The sequence below is a fragment of the Dolichospermum heterosporum TAC447 genome, assembly GCF_024584745.1.
GTDB lineage: Bacteria > Cyanobacteriota > Cyanobacteriia > Cyanobacteriales > Nostocaceae > Dolichospermum > Dolichospermum heterosporum.
This window is the reverse complement of record NZ_CP099464.1, coordinates 1967747-1990441: the sequence shown is the minus strand read 5'-3', so window position 1 is coordinate 1990441 and position 22695 is coordinate 1967747. Positions and strand designations below refer to the sequence as shown.

Below are 22695 nucleotides of genomic sequence, written 5' to 3'. Positions count from 1 at the left end.
CTAGCTTCCAGCTATTTCGAGTATAATCTCAGGTTTAGCCATAAAATACAATAGCAGTTTAAACATTTAAGACAACTGTTAAGACAGTTAAGAATCTCACCAACCACGTTAGATAGAGGAAATCTGTTTTTTACCAAATTATTGGGTCTGACGCACCCTACAAGTACAAACTTACCATCACATGAATGAACGAAGTGAAATGAAGCAATCGCAAGGGTTGTGATTGCTTCCCTTCCCTCGCAATGACTGTAAATATTTTTGTCCAATTACTTACATGCCAAGAACTAATGTTATACTATCCAATCAGAATTGAAGTAATTGCAGGATTTTTATAAGTCGTGAGACAGAATTAATTACACAATGTCATTGCGTTAGCGTAGCGTGGCGTTAGCCATGTGGAACGAAGTGAAATGAAGCAATTCCAAGGGTTGTGATTGCTTCCCTGCCCTCGCAATGACTGTAAATATTTTTGTCCAATTACTTATTCACTCTTTCCCGTTTGTAAACTGAATAATTGGAGATAAAAATTCCGTGGTAAAAAAAGTAATTGAACAATTAGTTTTGACCTTTGATGGTCAACATGATTACATAGATTTTGTCAAAAATGATCCTGATCTGGTTTTATCCCAGGGTACTTCAGGTTTTACAGTTTCAGGATGGGTTAATCCCCATCATCTCACTAAACAAGCTACTACTTATGGAACACGCAATGTCTTTTTTGCCCGTTCTTCAGACCGATACAGTGATAATTTTGAAGTTGGTGTTAGTCCTACAGGAAATTTAGATATTTACATTGATGAACAATTGAGCAAATTTATCAAAACCCTGGGTAATAGAGAATTAACCATTGGAGAATGGCACTTTTTTGCTATTGTTTTTAATCAAGGTGATCTTACCGTATATCTTGATCATAATCAATATATAGAATATTTTACAGGTTCTGCGTTAAATAAAGCCACAAGTCCGATCACTCTGGGGGGAACTTTACACAATAATATATATTTTTCAGGACAATTAGCTCATATTAGTGTCTGGAATTATCCATGTAATCAGGAACAAATTCAAGCCCATCGTTCTGGGCTAATAGTTGGGGATGAAGAAGGATTAGTTGCCTATTGGAAATTAGATGAAGGAGCAGGAAGAATAGTCAAAAACCAAATTGGAGAATCTTATCAGGGAAATTTTTATGGTGATCCTAGTTGGAATTTAGCACAAATTCCCTTTCTAGGAGAATCATCTGATCAAGCAGAAATTCCCACTGAGAATTCTATTAGTTCACAACAGCAAGAAACCACAATAAACCAAGTAGAATCACCTATTAATATCCAAATTCTACTCCCATTATCTACACAGGAATCACAAGAAAATATCAATAAAACAGCCCAACCAAAATATAAAATACTTGCCATTGATGGAGGTGGTATTCGCGGTATTATCCCTGCACTTGTTCTAGCAGAAATTGAAAAGCGAACACAAAAACCTATATTTAGTTTGTTTGATTTAATTACTGGAACTTCTACTGGTGGAATTTTAGCACTGGGATTAACTAAACCCAGATTAAATACAGAAACATCTGATAAATTAACCGAGGCGGAATACACGGCTGCGGATCTCTCACAACTATTTATTGAGTATGGAGTGGAAATATTTTATGAGCCATTATTTGAAAAGTTACTTGGACCTTTAGAAGATATATTTCTTCAGCCAAAATATGCTTCTACCAGCAGAGTAGAAATTCTCAAACAGTATTTTGGTGATAGTCTGATAGAAAATAATCTGAAAGAAGTTTTTGTCACCAGTTATGATATCGAGCAACGCATCCCAATATTATTTACCAATAAACGGGAAAAACAACAAATAGAATCTAAAAGATTTCGCAATTTATGTGCAGGATTTTCGCTTTTAGATGCAGCATTAGCCACCAGTGCTACTCCCACTTATTTTCCTCCCCATCGCATTGCCACTGCTCATAATACTAATGGTTTTTATACTTTAGTAGATGGAGGAGTTTTTGCTAATAATCCATCCCAGTTAGCTATTTCTGAAGCAAAAATTAGTAGTAAACAAGAAGCAAACAGGGTTCTGAATACAGAAAATATTTTAGTGGTTTCTCTAGGTACAGGTTCGCTAACAAGTGTTTATCCTTACAATGAAGTCAAAAATTGGGGACTTTTGCAATGGGGAAGACCACTTTTAAATATTATGTTTGATGGTAGTAGTGAAGTTGTGGCTGGAGAATTAGAACGGTTGTTTGCATCTAGTAATCAAAAAAATAAAAGTTCTTATTATCGGTTGCAAACATTTTTAGATGCAGAACTAGAAGAAATAGATAAAACAACTTTACGAAATACTCGCCAGCTACAAGCAGCAGCCCAACAGATGATTGCTCAAAATAGTAAAAAAATAGATGAATTGTGTAGTCTTTTGTTAGAGGGTGTTTGAAAAGTTTTTAATGTATAAATAAACCCCTCTCCAAACCTCTCCCCGACGCGGGGAAAAAGGTCTGAATCAAGGATTAGACGGATTGCGCTGATTTCACGGATTTTAGTAACTTTTATCATAGCAAACAACCTAATCCGCCCAATCTTTTAATCCCTATAATTTCCCATAGCGTCTCCCACAGAGGAGGAATAACGAAGCGATCGCGAAGCGCGACCTAGGAATCGCAAAAACCACGGGATTATGTAATTACTCGCGCTCGTAATGACAATTTCAGGCAATACTGTTCGGTTAAGACTAAAAAACAAAAATACGTAGGTTGGGTTGAGGAACGAAACCCAACATTTTCAATAATTTGTTGGTTTTATACAATAGGTTGTTTACGTGGAAATTTTCGTTAACCGAACAGTATTGCAATTTCAGGGGTCTATAACGCCTGAAACCTTTGCAGATACCACTTGTGTGTACACCGTAGCCTTTATAAGGGGGGTAATTTAACTTGTGTGTACACGATAGGGTAGGGAAGGGGGGCTGGGGGGTTAGGTTTTTGGAAATTTCTGGTTTCATCTAATACTTTTTAAGGGGATGTAGAAACCCCATCTTCGACGAAGTAAGATGGGGCAGTTCATTTCACTTCGTTCCATAGTGCTAACGCCACGCAACGCTAACGCAATGACATTGTGTAATTAACTCTGTCTTACTACTTAATTGCTTGGCAAAATAAGTCCGGTAGAGTTGGCAACGGGGTAATATGCGATCGCCATCAAAGGTAATTAATCCTAAACTTTCCAGTTGATAAGCATGGATAGGATCAATAACCAGACTTTCCTTAGTGGTAACAACTTCAGTATATGTCCTAATTAAATCAGGATTAGCTAAAAGTTTTACCCAATGTTTCTGCAAGTGATAGCGATAAATTCCACCATTGGCGATCGCCTCTTTGACCAAGTCCGATAAAGTAATAGCCCCAGTGCTAAGATAATACAAAGTAAGTTGCGTCAGTGCTGGATGACCACCAATAAGAGATATCAATTGTGCCGACTCGTTACCAGCAGTCCACCTTAGTCCATATCGCCTAGCTAATTCTTCTACCTGTTGCTGAGTAAATTCATGTAAACGGACAGGTAGTCCAATATTAAACGGAGAGTGATTAATATCTAAACAAAAATGCTGTTCTGTTGAATAAGCAACTACTAACCTCAAATTTTTCCATAAATTATTTTGTCGTGATTCTTCGTACCAACAACGCAACAAAGCAAAAAATTCCTGAGCAACTTGAGGATATTCAAAAAATCGTTCAACTTCACTCAACACCAAAACCAGAGGGTTATTACTCTCCTTGAGAATATAATGCTGGAAGTAAAGGCTACAGGTTAACTTATAACCCACATCTTCATCCCAATGATCATTAATATTGGGAGCCATACCTAGTTTTATGGCAATTTGGCTACAAAAAGAACGCAAAAACTTATTTAAGTCAGTTAAGCAATAAGCATCTATCTGGGAAAAACTTAAATTTACAGTGTTATATCCTTGTGCATCTGCAAATGACAAAAGACGTAGTATCAAAGAAGTTTTACCCATCTGTGCAGGGGCGAAAACTCTAATTACACAACCTGCTTGAGTCACCTCTCGGTACATTAATTCTTCTATCGGTTGACGTTCAATATATAGGGGAGAATCTAACGGTACTGGTCCATCAGGATAGGACCATAAAAACGGACTTTCTGTTTGTAGACATATACTATTTGATAAGCAATCTAATATTTTCGTTTCATTATCTTCCTTAAGGAAGATGTAATCCTCTTGATAAAGTTCTAGATTAAACGTATTGAAACATAATTTTAAAGTTTTTTGGTCTACACCTTTATTAGCTGACCATAAGCGGCTAAGAGTTTTAGCAGAAAGTTTTGTTTGGTCAGCTAAATCCTCTAAGGAGAGGCGTTGGCCTTCGTTTTCTATAACCTCCCAAGAGGATATAGCTTCTTGTAGACGTTGTAGTCCTTGAGGAGATAAAAGGACACCTCGTCTTCTTTTTGTTTTATTTTGTTTTACAGCCATAATCCAAGAAGTTGACTAATTTTGTTAACTAGTATAAAATTAGCTGTGTAGGGTTTGTTGAATAAGTACCCAAAGCAAACCTAGATGCCACATAGCGTAAAAAATGGTGGTTTGGGAGATTGGTTTCCAAACTCACCCCCTGATTTTTCATGGAAATGCAAGGATTTTGAGGATCTAAATGCCATAGCCTTGCACTTTTTTGTTCTCAAAATCCGTGAAACGCTTACTGAGAGGCGGTTATATTTTTACTCAGTAAGCCCTAAGTATAGTAAAAAATTACTCAAGTTACATTTCTGGTATTAAATTATCATATTTAGCCTGTAAAAATTAAATCTAAATTAAATGCTAAGATTTCCGTTTGATTCTGAAAAGCGGGAAAATTCTGAAACATGGGAAATTTGATATAAGTAAATTCAACATGAATCCTAACTGATTTATGGTAAAATGTACGAATCGTATATTCAGTATCTCTAACCTCCGTTTAATTTACTTATGTCTTATAGTCTTGATGTAGCAACCGTTACCTTACCTGAAGCTATCAAACTAAAACTTGCCGCATTAAATGATGTAAACTTATTTACATTAAATTCAGAAGCCTACATAGATTTTGATGATGATGTGCAGCTAGATTTAGAAAAAATTTTTGACATTCATAGTCCAGTCGAATACATAAACGTGATGTTCGATAAAATTATTACTGAAGTATTTGGTGGACATGAAATTATTATAATTAACCCAAAATGTAAAATATGTAAAAATGCTCAAAACATAGAAATTTACTTACAGGGATTACTAAATAATCAAAATATAGAATTAGTTTTTAGTAAAAATCCTATTTTAAAATATCAATTAAATCATGGATTTAGTTTTAGTAAGCTGACAAATTCAGTTCCGATCATCAGTAATTTAAATTTAGACAAAGCAGAGTTAATTATATCTAACAATAATTGTAATTACCTTCATAAAGAATTAGGTAATATTAACTTAAGCAAAGGATTGAATTTTATTGGAAATATTGATTTACAAACCATTTCTCAAAATCTGAGTAAATTTATATACGAATATTTAGAAATTAGTGATTTAGCAGGATTAATTACCCTTAATCCCACAGGAAAAATATGTTTAATAAGTCATATTGCAGGACAAAGAAACTTATTTTCTCAACCACCATTGCAAGTTGATTTTAATAACTTACTGCTCGAATTAAATATTGATCCTGATTTACAACCAAGATTTGGATTAACGGGAAATTTAACTCTTCAAGGTTATGATCCCAGTCAAGAATATGAACCTAAACTATTTCTTGCTGGTAATCTCTCCCTCGAACCTGAATCTTTAACAGCATATTTTTGTCAACAATCTGAAAAAACCTGGCATAATCCCTATGGATTGAATGGAACAGAATTACGTAATCTCAGATTCCAAGGAGGGGGAACATATTTACCACCTTACTTTGATAACTTTGGTTTCATTGGTGATTTGAGATGGGAAGAAATAGACATAGAAGTAGCATTTCTGATAGATACTAATGATCCTCAAAGATTAGCATTAGTTTTAACTGTCAATCAACCAGTTAGTTTAATAGATTTGTGGCAAGGTCCAGTTACCTCTTTTATTGAAAAACAAGCAGGTTTTTCCACATATTTAGTTAACAAAGCATTATCCCTATTAGAAACCTTGGATAATTTGCAGATTGAATCAGTTGATGCAGATGCAGACGGAAAATGCAACCCATTGATTAAATATGTTCCCTTTCCTACGATAATTGCAGGCCAACCCATATCAGAAGGATTAGAAATTAATGGTAAAATCAACGCTTGGGGGCATGAAGCGATTTTACTCCTGCAAGGTAACACAAATTTAAATAATATTAGTGGTTTATTAAAAGTTTTTGAAATAGATTTAGGATTTGCCAAAATCAAGGGATCAGATGATAACAGTTTAGATTTAGCATTAAAAGTCACACCTACCGAGCAGTATCTTCAGGGAGATGGCTATGTAGAGTTACTTGGTAACGAAATTGCCAATGTAGAATTTAAAATTACTGCTACGAATGCGATCTTTAAAAACTTTGATTTAAATTTAGCTAATCTGATAAGTCTTGATGTTGATGACTTAATTATAGATATAAAAACTGGCTGCGGTAGTGGTTTTGGGAAGATTTCTATTTTAGGTAATACTCTAGCAGGTATTACATTTGATATTGATCAAAATAGTATTAACATAAACAATCTTGAAATCAATTTAGTTGGTTTCTTAACTCTCAATATTCCCATGTTAATAGTTAATTTAAATCAACAAATTGCAACAGGTGAAGCAGATATTACCGCATTTGATCAAGCTTTAGGTAAAGGCAAATTATTATTTAACGTTCAAGGTGTTTTCATCAAAGATGTATTTTTAAATTTAGTAAATATTCTGAAATTGAATATTCCTAAATTGAAAGTTGATTTAACAAATAAAAAAGTTTCAGGTTTCGGGAATATAACTATATTAGGTAAAAAATTCATGGCATTAGGTATTATCCTTAACGAAAGAGGATTGAAGGCGAAAAATGATTTCGATTTTGGCATTTTAGCCTTCAACGGTGCTACAGTCACTCTGGGTAAAGACAATGATGGAAATATCAATAATTCAGCTAATATTGTAGGAAATCTCAAGTTTTTAGGTTATAGCATTGCTAATATTAACGCCAAAATACATAGTGATAAATTAACTGCATCGGGTAGCTTCAATTTTGGTGATATTCTCATTCTTAAAGGAATGAATAAACAAAAAAATGCCACCTTAACACTTAAAAAATCTAAAACTGGTCGTTATAATTCAGTTAGTATCATGGGCAGATTTTATTTATTAAACCAAGAACTGACATCTGTGAAAATCAGTAATAATAACGGCACTCTCAAGATTGGTGGCATCTCTGTTAATATCAAAAATTAATTATAGTGTTCCGATTTGATTTATAAATTTTCCGTGGAAGCAGGGAATAGGGTTTTAGATCATTTGGATGTACGGAGTTTTGTATGGCTTACACCAAGCTACGCTATCAATAATCAAATAGGAGTCATATATAAAATTAATTAATTTATTTAAATAACATTAATTTTTTTAATTGATTAAAAATAATCTTAACTGTCCTAACTGTCCTTGTATACTAATGAAAAGTCTGGTAAAAAATAGGGGTGAAGTAGTGCAAACCATTACACACATATTTTCACAGACACATATCTTCTTAAATTTCTTAAACATGATATTGCCAAGGGGGAGTTCAGCTTTGACAATTTCAGCAGTAATAAATCCTCATCCACTAAAACATCAGGAAAAATGAGGTCATTAAGCAATCAGTCTTATCGCATTGTTGCTATTCCCGGTGAAGGAATTGGACCAGAAGTTGTGGAAGCGTCGCTACAACTTTTGCAACAAGTAGCAAAACTAGAAGGATTTACCTTGCAGGTAGATTATGGTTGGCTGGGTAAAACCGCCTTAGAAAAATTTGGTAGTTACTTTCCCCAAGCGACTATAGATATATGTAATGGATCTGATGGAATTGTCTTTGGTGCAGTTACCCAAGGTGGACTGCTAGAACTGCGAAAACATTACGACTTTTTTTGTAATCTGCGTCCAATTCGGATTGTTGATAGTCTAGTTCATAAATCTAGCTTACGACCAGAAAAAATTAAAGGATTGGATATACTCGTCATTCGAGAATTAGTGAGTGGGATTTATTTTGGATCTACTGGACGTGCTTCAGATGAACAAGGAGATTATGGCTACCACACCATGCTCTATTATGATCATGAGATACGCCGCATTGCTCGCCAAGCCTTGCAAAAAGCCCAACAACGCCGAGGAAAACTAACAGTAGCTCATAAAGAAAATGCTTTACCTAATTTGCCTTGGACTCGTTTAGTACAAGAAGAAGCTACCCAGTTTCCTGATGTTGTAGTCGAACCAATGTTAGTGGATAATTTAGCCATGCAAATGGTGATGAATCCCCAAAGATTTGATGTAATTTTAGCCAGTAATTTATTTGGAGATATTCTTAGCGATATTGGCGGAGCTTTAGTTGGTTCTTTAGGTTTATTAGGATCAGCTAGTCTTAATGCCGATGGATTTGGACTATACGAAGCAATTCACGGTACTGCACCAGATATAGCTGGTAAAGGAATTGCTAATCCTTTGGGAACTATTGGTGCTTGTGTTTTAATGCTGGAGCAGTGGGGGGAAAAGAGAGCTGCACAAAGGATTATGACAGCACAAGATCGAGTTTTAGCTCAAGGATATCGGACAGCGGATTTATCTCCTCAAAGTTCAGAAATATTAGTTAATACTGAACAATTAATACAGCGTTTACTAACAGAGATTTATAATTTACAAAATACAGGAATGGGGGTGCTGCATGAATAATATAAATAAACAAGTTTTAAATTTAGGAGATGATATTAATACTGATGATATTATTCCTGCTAATCGGGCTACAACTTATGATCCTGATATTTTAAAACAATATGCTTTAGAACATTTGATAGGAGTAGGAGAGTTATTAAAATACAATGTAATTGTCGCTGGTGAAAATTTTGGCTGTGGTTCTAGTCGAGAAATTGCGCCTGTAGCCTTGAAAGCTGCGGGAATTGAAAAGATTCAGGCGCGATCATTTGCAGAAATTTTTTATCGCAATAGTATCAATATTGGATTAAATCTAGAAATTTTAGAGGAAAAACAAGAGAATCCTATAGTTGAGGCGATCGCCCAAGCAGGTGGGTTAATACCTTTTAATCAAATGCGTCGTCAGGGAAAAATTGCCACTCCTAAAAGTGTAACTCCCCAAAGACCCATGACCTTAGTAGAAAAACTGCTTGCTAAAGCTTCTGGTAATAATTATGTCCGTCCTGGAGAAGTGGTTTTTGCCCAAGTTGACTTAGCTTTATCCCATGATGCGGTAGCAGGACCAGTAGCCACAACATTTTATAAACACTACGGACAAGAAGCAAAACTGTGGGATGCTCAACGGGTAGTTTTAGTAGCAGATCACTTTATCCAAGTTAATGACATTCGCAATGATCAAAAAGCCAATGTCATGTACCAAGAAATGATTGACTTTGCCAAAGAGCAAGGATGTCATTTATTTGATGTAGTTTCTCCCGGTGAAGCTGCTGGTATTTGTCACGTTTTACTACCAGAAAAAGGATTTGTCCGCCCAGGAATGATTATTGCTGGTACAGATTCCCATACCTGTACCTACGGCGCATTAGGAGCTTTTTCCGCCGGTGTGGGAACTACAGACATGGCCAATATCTATGCTATGGGGGATATGTGGATTCGTGTTCCCTCAACACTGGTATTCGAGTTATCTGGAACTCTACCCGCCCACATCAGCGCTAAGGATATTATTTTGTTTATCCTGGGACAAATTGGTTGTGCTGGTGCTACCAGTAAAGTCATGGAATTTAGAGGGTCAATACTCGAACAAATGCCCTTCGATGAACGCTTGACTCTTGCTAATATGGCCATTGAGTGTGGTGCAATCTGTGGCTTAATTGTTCCTGATGAAACAACCCGCAATTATGTCACAAGTCGTTCTGATCAAGAATTTGAGGAACTTATAGGCGACCCTGATGCTGAGTATGAGAGAATATATAAATGGGAACTCAGTAATCTAGAACCGCAAATTGCCCGTCCTCCCAAACCAGATCAGGTAGTACCTATTAGCCAATTAGAAGAAACCCCGATTACCAAAGCCTTTATTGGTTCTTGTACAGGAGGTAAACTATACGATTTAGCTCAGGCTGCCGAAGTTTTACAGGGTCGCCGAGTGGCAGATGATGTAAACTTATTTATTGTTCCTGCTTCCGTAGAAATTCGGGAAAAAGCAGAAGCATTGGGATACATGGACATTTTTGCCCAAGCAGGTGCAAAGATTCTTAAATCAGGTTGTGGTGCTTGTATCAATTCGGGAATTGGAGTTTTAAACAAAGAAGAAACAGGAGTTTATGCAACCAATCGCAATTTTAAAGGACGCAGTGGCGATCCTACAGGGAAAAATTATTTAGCCTCTCCTAGAACGGTAGCCATTTCCGCCGTAAAAGGCAAAATCAGCCATAATCTTGATTAATTATTAATTGAAAAGATAATATCAAAATGTTAGGAGATTGCAGTGGATGAAATTGTGAAAAAACTTGCCGGTTTAGGTTTTCCGGGGATCATTCTCTTGATTTTAGCATTCGCATCAGCAGGTAGTAATGCTGCTATCGTTGCCGTGCTGACAGCAGCAGGAGGACCATTTGGTATCCTTGGAGGTATAGGTTTACTTGGTCTGGCAAAGGTGCTAAGTGATCTCATGGCTGATTATGGAATTGAGGCTATTTTCAAAGCAGTTTATTCAGAACGTAGCAAAACCGAAACTTTGCGATCGCTACTTTACGAAATTCAAGATTTACCAATTTGCCAGGAGTTAAAAACAAAATTGCAAAATCATCTAAAATTAGAAAGTAAGAACTATTTACCATCTCTAAGAACCGTGAATATATCCTTTGTGAAAATAGAAAACAGCCATATTCCTGATTAAATGAATGAGTTAAACAGTAAATATCAAAATCATACAGCTATCCTGTTTGATTTATAAATTTTTCGTGGAGGCAGGGAATAGGTTTTTAGATGATTTGAGTGTACGGAGTTTTTTCAAAAATCAAATAGGAGTCCTATGTTTGTTGATTATTGCATTGACTATTGTTAGATATTGAGGTTAAATAAAAGAGAAAATGTTAAAAAATCACCTTGATTTGAGATAAAGAGACATTTATCTTCCTTAGTCTAGATACTGCAATAGTTTCTTGAACTATAGAGATATAAATCTCATGCCAATTAAGCCAATTAAAACAGTTTCCACTAACAATATTTAAGGATCTTAGATCATGAACATGGACGAAATCGCAAAAAAACTAGCTGGGCTAGGTCTTCCTGGCATAATTCTTGTAGTCTTAGCAGTTGCATCAGCAGGTAGTAATGCCGCTATTGTTGCAGCCCTAACAGCAGCAGGAGGACCATTTGGTATCCTTGGAGGTATAGGTTTACTGGGTCTAGTAGGAGTTGTAGGAGATACAGTAGGCGCCTATGGAATTGAAGCTATTCTCAAAGCAGTTTATTCAGAACGGACTAAAAACGAATCTATAAGGGCGCTCGTCAAAGAAATCAATGATTTACCCATTTCCGACGTGCTAAAAACACAATTAACCACTCACCTAGAATCAGGAACCCATACAGCGACAGAATCAGAAGTGAGTGAAGCACCAAGAACAGTAGAAATTGTTGATGAAAATGAGGAAGTAGTAGCAGTAGAAGCATAATTTTATGCTTAAATTTGATGACATTCTCAAACAAATGCCATTAAATTAAAGGGTTTTTGAAACTTCTAGTTTTACAACGTCCAGGTACAGACAATTTCACCAAAATCAAATAAATCAGGATGAAATAAAAAATGGCCTCTGAGTCCGATTACAATAGATGAATCTCTCATAGGCCATTTTTATAACACCATAAAACTTGGTCATAATTCTAGAATACTTTACCTAAAAATATAGGACTTACGCACGCTCACTAAGAGGATGTTTGAAAAGTATCAGAATTAATCGAGATCCCCCCAACCCCCCTTACAAAGGGGGCTAAATTCCTCAAAATCCCCCTTTTCAAGGGCCTTTTCAAGGGGGATCTGCGGGTGTCAGATCCCACACGAAAAAGTTTTCAAACAACCTCTAACTTACCATCATATAAATGAACGAAATTGCGTCGTTTTCGGCTTTGGGAATAACTTATTGAGTAGGGTGCGTCAGATAGAAGAAATCTGTTTTTTACCAAATTATTGGGTCTGACGCACCCTACAAGAGATAAAATACACATTACATATTTAGAAAACTTTATCAATGCGTAAGCCCTAAAATAGATAAATTTTCCTGGAATACAATCTGAAATACAAAAATCAAGCTTATTAAGCTTAAATTAAAAACCAAGTAAGTATTAATTATTTTTTACCACCTTAGTAAAATTATCAATTTACATACCAAAATCATGGAAGAAATGGTGATTAAATCAAATAATTCTCTGGAGAATTTGCCCGTTTTAACCGAACAGGAAAAACATCAAATATTGGTGGAATGGAATAATACCACAGTAGATTATCCTCAACATTTGTGCATCCATGAATTATTTGTAGCACAAGTAGAAAAAACTCCAGATAATATTGCTGTTGTTTTTGATGGGCAAAAACTTACTTATCAACAGTTGAATCACCAAGCCAATAAAGTAGCTCATTATTTACAATCTTTAGGTGTAGGAACAGAAGTTTTAGTAGGGATTTCTGTGGAACGTTCCCTAGAAATGATCGTTGGTTTATTGGGTATTCTCAAAGCAGGTGCAGCATATCTACCACTAGATCCCACCTATCCCAAAGAATGGATATCCTTCATGCTGGCAGATTCCCAAGTGCAAGTGCTGTTAACACAGCAAAAATTTGTGGAAAGCTTTGCGGAAAGTGGAGTAAAAACAGTTTGTTTAGATCAAGATTGGGAATTAATCGATCACCAAAATCAAGAAAATCCTACCAGCGATGTCACAGCAGAAAATCTAGCCTATGTGATTTATACATCTGGTTCTACAGGCACACCCAAAGGAGTCCCTGTACCCCATCAGGCGGTGAATCGGCTAGTATGTAATACCAATTATGTACAGGTTACAACCACTGACCGTACTGCCCAAGCTTCCAATACTTCATTTGATGCAGCCACCTTTGAAATTTGGGGTTCGCTATTACATGGCGCTACCTTAGTCGGTGTTCCGCAAAACGTTCTGCTTTCACCTCTAGATTTTGCTGACTACATCAGTGAACAAAAAATTAACATCTTATTTTTAACCACCGCCTTATTTAATCAATTAGCTAACATTGTTCCCCAGGCATTTAAAGACCTGCGATACTTATTATTTGGTGGTGAAGCTGTAGATCCGAAAACAGTCAGAGCAGTGCTGACAAATGGCGCACCCCAGAATTTACTGCACGTTTATGGACCAACTGAAAGTACAACATACTCCTGTTTTTATCCAGTAGAAGATGTACCAGAAGGTAGCACAACATTACCCATTGGCCGCCCCATATCCAATACACAAATATATATACTTAACGAACAACTACAACCTGTTCCCGTGGGTACTCCAGGGGAAATATATATTGGTGGTGATGGTTTAGCACGAGGCTACTTGAACCGTCCAGAGTTAACTGAGGAAAGATTTATTTCTCATCCGTTTCATAATCTAAAATCTAAAATCCAAAATCCAAAATTGTATAAAACGGGAGATTTAGCCCGTTATTTACCAGACGGTAATATTGAATTTGTGGGGCGAGTTGATAACCAAGTCAAAATTCGCGGTTTTCGGATTGAACTAGGAGAAGTTGAGACGGCTTTAAGTCAACACCCAGATATACAACAAGCAGTAGTAACTGTTCGGGAAGATGTTCCTGGTGATAAACGGCTAGTTGCTTATGTTGTATCCAATCAAAAATCCCCAGTCACCGCCACAACCTTAAAAAGCTTCCTCGAAGACAAGCTACCCGCTTATATGATTCCGGCGGCTTGGATGGTGCTGGACTCCTTACCTCTGACCCCGAATGGTAAAGTTGATCGTCGTAGTCTGCCAGCCCCTGCTCGTACACGCCCCGATTTAGCAGCAGCTTTTGTTGCACCCCGTAACTCTATTGAAGAACAGTTAGCGACTCTCTGGACTGAGTTATTAGGACTAGATGTAGTGGGAGTCAATGATAACTTTTTCTGTTTGGGTGGTCACTCCCTGATTGTGACGCAAATGATTTATCGGGCGCGGGAAATTTTCTCAGTCAATATATCTTTTGCTCAAGTATTTGCTAACCCCACCATAGCTGCTGTAGCTGAAATCATTGCCCAAGGTGGTGAACAAACCCAATGGGAACGCCCTACCATTCAACATATTTCCCATGAAGGACTTGTACCAGTTTCCTTTTCCCAAGAGCGCATTTACTTTGTCTATAAATTAGCACCAGAAAACAGCGCCTACCAATTCCAGTCCACAATGGACATTAGAGGCAAACTGGATTTTGAAGCTCTACAACGTTCTCTAGATGAGATTGTCAGGCGGCATGAAATCTTCAGGACAACTTATCAAGAGGTGAATGGTAGACTCTATCAAGTAATTCACCCACATCCAGGAGCCGCTTTGAGAGTCGTTGATCTGCGGGACATTCCTGAACCGGAGCGACAAATAGAGGCACAAAAGTTAGTAGAGGCAGAACTTCTCACACACCTAGACCTAACCCAACTACCCATAGTGCAATGGGCGGTATTTCAGTTGAGCGACCAGGATTATATATTGACCCATGTGGAACATCACATGGCGCATGATGGCTGGTCATTTAACGTCTTTTTAAGTGAGTTGGTAGAACTGTATGAAGCTTTGTGGGCGGGTAAACTTTCCCCATTACCGGAATTAAGTTACCAGTTTGCTGACTTTGCTACTTGGCAGCGTGAATGGGCAAAAACACAAGAAGCTCAAGCGCAGTTGGTGTATTGGCAACAAAAGTTAGCCGGGATTCCCCCGTTGTTGGAATTACCATACAATCGCCCACGTCCCAAAGAGCAAACCTATAATGGCGAACACGCCAGGATGGAATTGCCTGTTGATTTGTGCGAATCCCTGAGAGATTTCAGTCATCAGCAAGGTGCAACCTTATTTATGACGATGCTGGAAGGTTTTATCATCCTGTTGCATCGTTACATTAGCCAAGATGATATTTTTATCGGTTCTGCGGTTGCCAATCGTCGGATGCACCAAATCGAGAAGATCATGGGTATGGTTGTTAACAACTTAGTTTTACGCACTGACGTTTCAGGAAATCCCACAGTGCGGGAATTACTTGATCGGGTGCGCCAAATGACAATGGAAGCTTACGCTAACGAAGACGTACCTTTTGATAAAGTGGTAGAAGCAGTGAAACCGATTCGCAACCTCAGTCATAATCCGCTATTTCAGGTGATGTTTAGTTTCCATAACTCCGCCAAACCCTATTTAAAATTCCCTGGCTTTGACTTCACCTTGCATGAACCAGCTAATAACAAATCTGCCAAGTTTGATCTTGACTTCTTAGTTATCCCTAGGTTTGAACAAAGTGTACAGTCCGGTGCAAAAACAGGAGCAAGAGGAATTACTCTGGATTTGGAATATAACAGCGACTTGTTTGATGCTGAAAGCATGGAAGCGATGCTAGAGCAGTATGAACAGGTGTTAATTGAGATGCTTGCTAACCCAGAACAAAAAATTTGTCAAATACCTCTGGTGACAGCATCTCAACAAAAATTACTAGGGGAATGGAATCAAACAGCTAGGGAAAATACACAGACTCAGTGTATCCAGAAGTTATTTGAACTGCAAGTAGAATTAACACCAGATGCGATCGCTGTAGAACAGGATGGTAAAAAATTAACTTACCGAGAATTGAGCGATCGCGCTAACAAAATTGCCCACTATTTGCAAAGTTTAGGAGTTAAACCCGAAACCTTGGTAGGTATTTGTGTTGACCGTTCCCTAGAAATGATTGCTGGGTTACTGGGAATTCTCAAAGCTGGTGGTGCTTACGTTCCCATTGATCCTGCTTATCCCCAAGAACGCATATCTGAGATGATCGCAGATACCCAACTCGGTATTTTACTTACACAAAATAGATTCCAAGAGAAACTAACAGGTTATACCGGACAAACCATTTGTTTAGATACAGATTGGGCAAAAATTGCTACCCAAAGTACAGCCAACCCAGTGAGTGACGTTCAACTCAATAACCTAGCCTACATTATTTATACCTCCGGTTCTACAGGTAAACCAAAGGGTGTAATGATTGAACATCGTTCCATGTTGAACTTTGTCACCACTGCCATTGATGAGTATGGTATAAATGCTCAAGATCAGGTTCTACAATTTGCCTCTGTTTGCTTCGATACATCCATAGAAGAAATCTTCCCCTGTCTTGCTGTTGGTGCAACCTTAGTGTTACGCACTGAAGAAATGCTCAACTCCAGCGATGATTTTTGGCGGTGTTGTCAAAAATGGCAGTTAACAGTTTTGGACTTACCCACAGCATATTGGCATCAGTTAGTAACAGAACTGCAACCCCAAAACTCCCCCATTCCTGGAAGTTTGAGAACTGTAATTATTGGTGGGGAAGAAGTACAGCTAGAAAAAGTGCAACATTGGCATCATTGCACAGCGCATCTTTCCCCAGTGCCCCAATTATTTAACAGTTACGGACCGACAGAAGCCACAGTAGTTACTACTTTAGAACGCCTCACCCCGACAAATACTTCTGTGAGCATCGGTAAACCCATTAGTAATGCTCAGGTTTACATTTTAGATCAATATCAGCAACCTGTACCTATAGGAGTTCCTGGAGAATTACACATTGGGGGAGCAGGACTAGCAAGAGGATATTGGCAACGTCCAGAACTCACAGCCGAGAAATTTATTGAGAACCCCATTGCAGACAATTCTTGTGGGGTAGGCATCTTGGCTGCCTCAGAAATACAAGGGACGGGCAAGATGCCCATCCCACAAAACCAACAAAATCATCCACTAAATATACAACGCCCAAAGCTTTATAAAACTGGGGATTTAGTCAGATTTAGAAGAGATGGCAATTTAGAATACCTGGGACGAGTTGACAATCAGGTGAAAATTCGCGGTTTTCGCATCGAGTTGGGAGAAATTGAGACAGTATTAAGACAACATCCGCAAGTATCCCAAGCTGTTGTTATTGCCCATCAAGAAACTACTGGACAAAAGCGACTTGTAGCTTATGTTGTACCCCAAGCACTACAGCCAACAATTGACGAACTGCGCCAGTTTCTTAAACAGAAATTACCTACTTACATGATTCCTGCGGCGTTCATGGTGTTAGATAGCATACCCATGACCTCTAACCAAAAGGTAGATTATCGGGCTTTACCAGCACCTGATTTTTCTCGCAGTGATGAAGATAAATTTGCAGCACCACGCACATTAATAGAAGAGAAATTAGTGGCGATTTGGTCAGAAGTGCTGAGAATAGAAAACGTTGGCATTCACGATAATTATTTTGAATTGGGTGGAGATTCAATTCTCAGTATTCAGCTAGTTTCTAAAGCGAATCAGGCGGGTATTCAAATTGCCGCTAAACAGTTATTTAGGTATCAAACCATTGCGGAGTTAGCGACTGTAGCGGGTATGACTCGCCAAATCAACGCCGAACAAGGTTTAGTAACTGGTAAAGTTGGTTTAACACCGATTCAAAAATGGTTTTTTGCACAGAAATTACCAGAAATCAATTACTTTAACCAATCAGCATTGTTAGAAGTTCCTGCTGATTTGCAACCTGAGTTATTGCAGGAAGTGGTACAAAAGCTTTTGGTACATCATGATGCTTTGCGAACTGCTTACAGCAGCACTAGTTTCCTCCAGGACGCTCCGCGTAGCTTGCTTCCCCGCAGGGGTACGCTATCGCAATTTGTACAGGAAGGGGAAAACTGGCAACAAATCCACACCGATGTACAAAAAACTGTACCATTAAGCATCTTTGATTTATCGCACCTGTCAGCAGCAGAACAGGAAACAGCGATAAGAACTAAAGATACAGAATTACAAGCTAGTTTGGATTTAGCAACAGGAGAAATTACCAAAGTTGGATTATTCCAATTAGGAAGTAATAAACCCAGTTGTTTACTTTTGGTGATTCATCACTTAGCAGTTGATGGGATTTCTTGGCGGATTTTATTGGAAGATTTAGTCACAGCTTACCAACAAATGAGCCGAGGACAGGCGATAAAATTACCAGAGAAAACAACATCTTGGAAATATTGGAGCGATCGCTTAACAGAATATGCTCAAACCGAAGCTGTGAAAGAGTTAGATTACTGGGTAAATCAATCTAATATTTCCACCAAACCTTTACCAGTAGACTATCCTGCATCTGAGGAAAATAATACCCTAGCCTCAACTGCATCTGTATCACTGGCCTTCAATAAAGAACAAACCCGCGCCCTATTACAAGATGTTCCTGCTGCTTACAATACCCAAATTAATGATGTTTTATTGACAGCTTTAATACAGAGTTTTACCCAATGGACAGGAGAAAATTATTTACTAATTGATTTAGAAGGACATGGACGAGAAGACTTATTTGAAGATGTAGACCTGTCACGAACTGTAGGTTGGTTTACAACATTATTCCCTGTGGGTTTAGAAATCACAGAAAATCAACCAGGGGAAGCATTAAAATCAGTCAAAGAACAAATGCGAAGCATTCCCAACCGGGGGATAGGTTATGGTGTATTGCGATATTTAAACACAGACACCAGCATCCGCGAAAAATTAGCTTCCTTCCCCTCAGCGCAAGTTAGTTTTAACTACCTTGGACAATTTGATCAAGTTCTGAAAGCATCATCAGTTTTAGGTGAAGCTAAAGAGTTTAAATCAGAACAAAGTGGATTAAATCGTCGTAGTCACCTATTAGGAATTAGCGGTTTTATTCGGTCTGGGAAATTAGAAATGACTTGGGCATATAGTGATAAAATTCACAAGCGGGACACCATAGAAAAGTTAGCTTCAGGATTTATGGAAGCATTAACAAACCTCATAGATCACTGTCAATCAAAAGACGATCAAAGCTATACACCATCTGATTTCTCTGCTGCTAAACTCAATCAACAACAGCTAGATAAATTCCTAGCCAAACTCAACAAGAAGAAATAAATAGGTAATGGGTAATGGGTAATGGGTAATTGGTTAATTCTTTCCAAGTCCCCAGTCCCCAGTCCCCAGTCCCCAATCACCAACTCAGAGGAAATGTATGCAAAGTATCGAAGACCTTTATGAACTTTCACCCATGCAACAAGGGATGTTGTTTCATACCCTTTATGCACCAGAATCAGAAGTTTATTTTGAGCAGTTACTTTGTATACTTTCTGGGGAATTGAATTTTTCAGTATTTCAAAAAGCTTGGGAACAAGTTGTCGCCAGACATTCAATATTACGCAGTTCTTTTTATTGGGAAGAAATAGAAAAACCCTTGCAAATGGTCAGTAAGCAAATGGATCTTCCCTGGGAAAAATTGGATTGGCGACATTTAACAAGTGATGAACAACAAAAGAATTTAGAGGATTTTTTGGTGAGCGATCGCCATAAAGGATTTGATTTAAATCAAGCTCCTTTAATGCGTTTTACCATCATTCAATTAACTGAGAACACCTACCAATTTATTTGGAGTCATCACCATATATTATTTGATGGTTGGTCAATGCAGATTATCCTTAAAGAAGTTTTCGCTTTATATGAAGCAAATCAACGGGGTGAATATTTAAGATTGTCACCAATTCGACCTTATAAAGAATATATTGAATGGTTACAACAACAGGATATTGACAAAGCTAAACAATTTTGGCAACAAACACTTAAAGGTTTTGAAACATCTACCTTAATAGGGAACAGGGAACTCTTAACTGGGAACAGAAGTAAGGGAATATATCAAGAAAAACGTTTTCAATTATCTCAAACGGTAACTGAAAAGTTGCAAGCTGCGGCACGACAGCATCATTTAACATTAAATAATTTAGTACAGGGAGCATGGAGTTTATTAATTTCCCGTTATAGTGGCGAAAAAGATGTAGTTTTTGGAGCAACTGTATCCGGTCGTCAACCTGTAATAGACAACATAGAATCAATGGTGGGATTATTAATTAACACCATTCCCACCCGTGTAAAAATTGATAATCAAAAACAAATATTATCTTGGCTGCAAGAATTACAAACTCAAGCAATAGAACAAGAACAATATAGTTATTTTCCCCTGGCAGAAATTCAACAAGTAAGTAATATTCTCCCAGGGATGCCATTATTTGAAAGTCTGTTAGTCTTTGAAAATTATCCCGTAGATTCCAGTAAACAAGACAAGGAAAAAACCTTAGATATTAGTCATCTGAGTTGTTTTGAAAGAACAAACTACCCATTAACAATAGTCATTAACCCTGGTTCACAGTTAGGAGGTAGATTTGTTTATGATACTAGATCCTTTGATGAAACAACATTAGTCCGCATGATTGGACATTTCCAAACATTGCTCACAAGATTCTCTGAAAACTTACAACAGAATATTTCACAAATATCTTTACTCAGTGCAGCAGAAGAACAAGAATTAATAATTTTAGAAAATCATCTAGAGAATCATCAAAATCAGGAAAATATTAATTATCAATGTGTTCATGTTTTATTTGAAGAACAAGTACAGAGAACACCTGATAAGATTGCAGTTGTTTATAAACAAGAACATTTAACTTATCGGCAATTAAATAACCGTGCTAATCAATTAGCAAATTATTTAAAATCATTAGGAGTTAAACCAGAAACCAAGATAGGAATTTGTGTTGAGCGTTCCTTAGGAATGGTAATCGGAATACTCGCTATTCTCAAAGCTGGAGGTGCTTATGTACCTTTAGATCCAGCTTATCCTACAGAAAGACTAGCTTTAATGCTGGAAGATGTACAAACACCCATCTTGCTAACACAAACTCATTTACAAAATAGACTCCCACTCAATCAGCAAACAGTGGTGAATCTTGACACAGATGGGGAAATTATCGCCCAATATTCAGCAGATAATTTCCCCAGTGAAGTTACTCCAGAAAATTTAGCTTATATCATTTATACATCCGGTTCAACAGGAACACCAAAAGGAACAGAAGTTCCCCATCGTAGCTTTATAGGTTTTATGTTTGGGGTTGATTATATTCAACTTGACGAAAACCTAATTTGGCTACAACATTCATCAATTTCTTGGGATGGACTCACCCTAGAAATGTGGACACCCTTGCTTTATGGTGGACGTTGTGTACTGTATCCAGAAAAAATTCCTACAACAGAAAAATTAACCCAAATTATTCAAGAACAAAAAGTTAATACTCTTTGGTTAACTTCTGCTTTATTCAATATGATGATTAATACAATGCCACAAGGTTTATTAGGCATTAAAAAACTGCTTATTGGTGGAGAATCTTTGTCTATAAATCATGTACGTCGTGCTTTAGAACTATTACCAGAAACCAAAATCATCAATGGTTATGGTCCTTCAGAATGCACAGTATTTACCTGTTGTTATCCAATTCCTCAACAACTTGGCGAAAATGTCAATTCCATTCCTATTGGTAAACCTATCGGTGATAGAACAGTTTACATACTAGATGAGAATCTACATAGAGTACCAGTGGGTGTTCCTGGGGAACTTTATGTAGGTGGTGCAAGTGTTGCTAGAGGCTACTTAAACCAACCAAAACTTACGCTAGAAAAATTTATTCTTAATCCTTTTGAGGCAGCAGCAGGGGGAAAACTTTATAAAACCGGAGATTTAGTCCGTCGGTTGCCTGATGGCAATCTGGAATTTATTGGTCGAATTGATACACAAGTAAAAATTCGCGGTTTTCGGATTGAATTAGCAGAAATTGAAATTGTTTTAATTCAACATCCTGATATAAAAGATGTGGTAGTAATTGCATGGGGAGATGAACCAGGTCAGAAATTATTAGTAGCGTATTTGGTAGCAAAAGATCATGCTCCCAACCCTAGCAGCTTACGCAACTTTATCAAAGAAAAGCTACCAGATTACATGATTCCTACCGCTTTCGTATGTCTAGAGAGTTTACCCCTAACTCCAAATGGGAAAATCAACCGTCGAGCTTTGCCTATTCCTGATACTTCCCAAAGAAATTTAGAAGTTGATTTTGTTCCACCTAGCACCGATACAGAAAAAGAACTAGCCACAATTTGGACGGAAGTTCTGAAATTAAAACAAGTAGGAATTAACGATAACTTTTTTGAATTAGGAGGACATTCCTTACTAGCTACCCAAGCAATTTCTCGTTTAAGAGAAGTCTTTTCTCTAGATTTCCCTCTGCGTTACTTATTTGAAAATCCCACCATTGCCGAACTTGCCCAGAAAGTTATTGAACAACAAATTGAGCAAGCTGAAAATGATGAACTAGCCAGGATTTTAGCAGAAGTAGATCAACTATCAGAAGAGGAGGTAACACAACAATTATTTATGAATTAATAGAAAAATAACCTGATAAATATATTTATCTCTGTGTCCTCTGTGTCTCTGTGGTTCGA

General features: G+C 37.4%; 9 protein-coding genes and 1 pseudogene. 9 read left to right on the top strand and 1 reads right to left on the bottom strand.

Features of this window, described 5'->3' with window-relative positions; translation table 11 throughout:
- Positions 1-531: 531 nt before the first annotated feature.
- Positions 532-2442 (top strand): patatin-like phospholipase family protein, encoded by a 1911-nt coding sequence (locus NG743_RS08955; protein WP_027403940.1) that lies wholly within the window; start codon positions 532-534, stop codon positions 2440-2442.
- A 645-nt stretch (positions 2443-3087) separates the two neighbouring features.
- Here NG743_RS08955 and NG743_RS08950 read toward each other — a convergent pair.
- Complete coding sequence (locus NG743_RS08950) at positions 3088-4500, bottom strand: AAA-like domain-containing protein (protein ID WP_193964204.1); 1413 nt, start codon at positions 4498-4500, stop codon at positions 3088-3090.
- 492 nt (positions 4501-4992) lie between these two features.
- On the opposite strand from NG743_RS08950, the gene NG743_RS08945 reads away from it, so the two are divergent.
- The 8 genes and pseudogenes from NG743_RS08945 (at position 4993) to NG743_RS08910 (ending at position 22636) form a co-directional block, all read left to right on the top strand.
- Entirely contained in the window at positions 4993-7440 is a 2448-nt protein-coding gene (locus NG743_RS08945) for a hypothetical protein (RefSeq protein WP_051424409.1), read from the top strand.
- Between the two features lie 384 nt (positions 7441-7824).
- Positions 7825-8907, top strand: coding sequence for an isocitrate/isopropylmalate dehydrogenase family protein (locus tag NG743_RS08940; RefSeq protein WP_193964343.1), 1083 nt, complete (start codon positions 7825-7827; stop codon positions 8905-8907).
- Between the two features lie 145 nt (positions 8908-9052).
- Positions 9053-9202, top strand: a pseudogene (locus NG743_RS26860) (3-isopropylmalate dehydratase); the annotation flags it as partial.
- 78 nt (positions 9203-9280) lie between these two features.
- Positions 9281-10612 carry a 3-isopropylmalate dehydratase large subunit gene (locus NG743_RS08930; protein ID WP_370566923.1) on the top strand — a complete coding sequence of 444 codons (1332 nt, stop codon included), beginning with the start codon at positions 9281-9283 and terminating at the stop codon, positions 10610-10612.
- Positions 10613-10654: 42 nt separating this feature from the next.
- Complete coding sequence (locus NG743_RS08925; protein ID WP_027403943.1) at positions 10655-11065, top strand: hypothetical protein; 411 nt, start codon at positions 10655-10657, stop codon at positions 11063-11065.
- Positions 11066-11417: 352 nt separating this feature from the next.
- Positions 11418-11843: a hypothetical protein gene (locus NG743_RS08920; RefSeq protein WP_027403944.1), complete on the top strand. Its 426-nt coding sequence runs from the start codon at positions 11418-11420 to the stop codon at positions 11841-11843.
- A gap of 718 nt (positions 11844-12561) precedes the next feature.
- Positions 12562-19290, top strand: a complete 6729-nt coding sequence (locus NG743_RS08915) for a non-ribosomal peptide synthetase (RefSeq protein WP_257121864.1) — start codon at positions 12562-12564, stop codon at positions 19288-19290.
- Between the two features lie 97 nt (positions 19291-19387).
- Entirely contained in the window at positions 19388-22636 is a 3249-nt protein-coding gene (locus NG743_RS08910) for a non-ribosomal peptide synthetase (protein WP_193963050.1), read from the top strand.
- Positions 22637-22695 lie beyond the last annotated feature (59 nt).

Excerpts from the sequence above, each read along its gene's own strand:
- NG743_RS08950 (WP_193964204.1), bottom strand. The coding sequence starts at position 4,500 with ATGGCTGTAAAACAAAATAAAACAAAAAGAAGACGAGGTGTCCTTTTA.
- NG743_RS08945 (WP_051424409.1), top strand. The coding sequence starts at position 4,993 with ATGTCTTATAGTCTTGATGTAGCAACCGTTACCTTACCTGAAGCTATC.
- NG743_RS08940 (WP_193964343.1), top strand. The coding sequence starts at position 7,825 with ATGAGGTCATTAAGCAATCAGTCTTATCGCATTGTTGCTATTCCCGGT.
- NG743_RS08930 (WP_370566923.1), top strand. The coding sequence starts at position 9,281 with ATGCGTCGTCAGGGAAAAATTGCCACTCCTAAAAGTGTAACTCCCCAA.
- NG743_RS08920 (WP_027403944.1), top strand. The coding sequence starts at position 11,418 with ATGGACGAAATCGCAAAAAAACTAGCTGGGCTAGGTCTTCCTGGCATA.
- NG743_RS08915 (WP_257121864.1), top strand. The coding sequence starts at position 12,562 with ATGGAAGAAATGGTGATTAAATCAAATAATTCTCTGGAGAATTTGCCC.
- NG743_RS08910 (WP_193963050.1), top strand. The coding sequence starts at position 19,388 with ATGCAAAGTATCGAAGACCTTTATGAACTTTCACCCATGCAACAAGGG.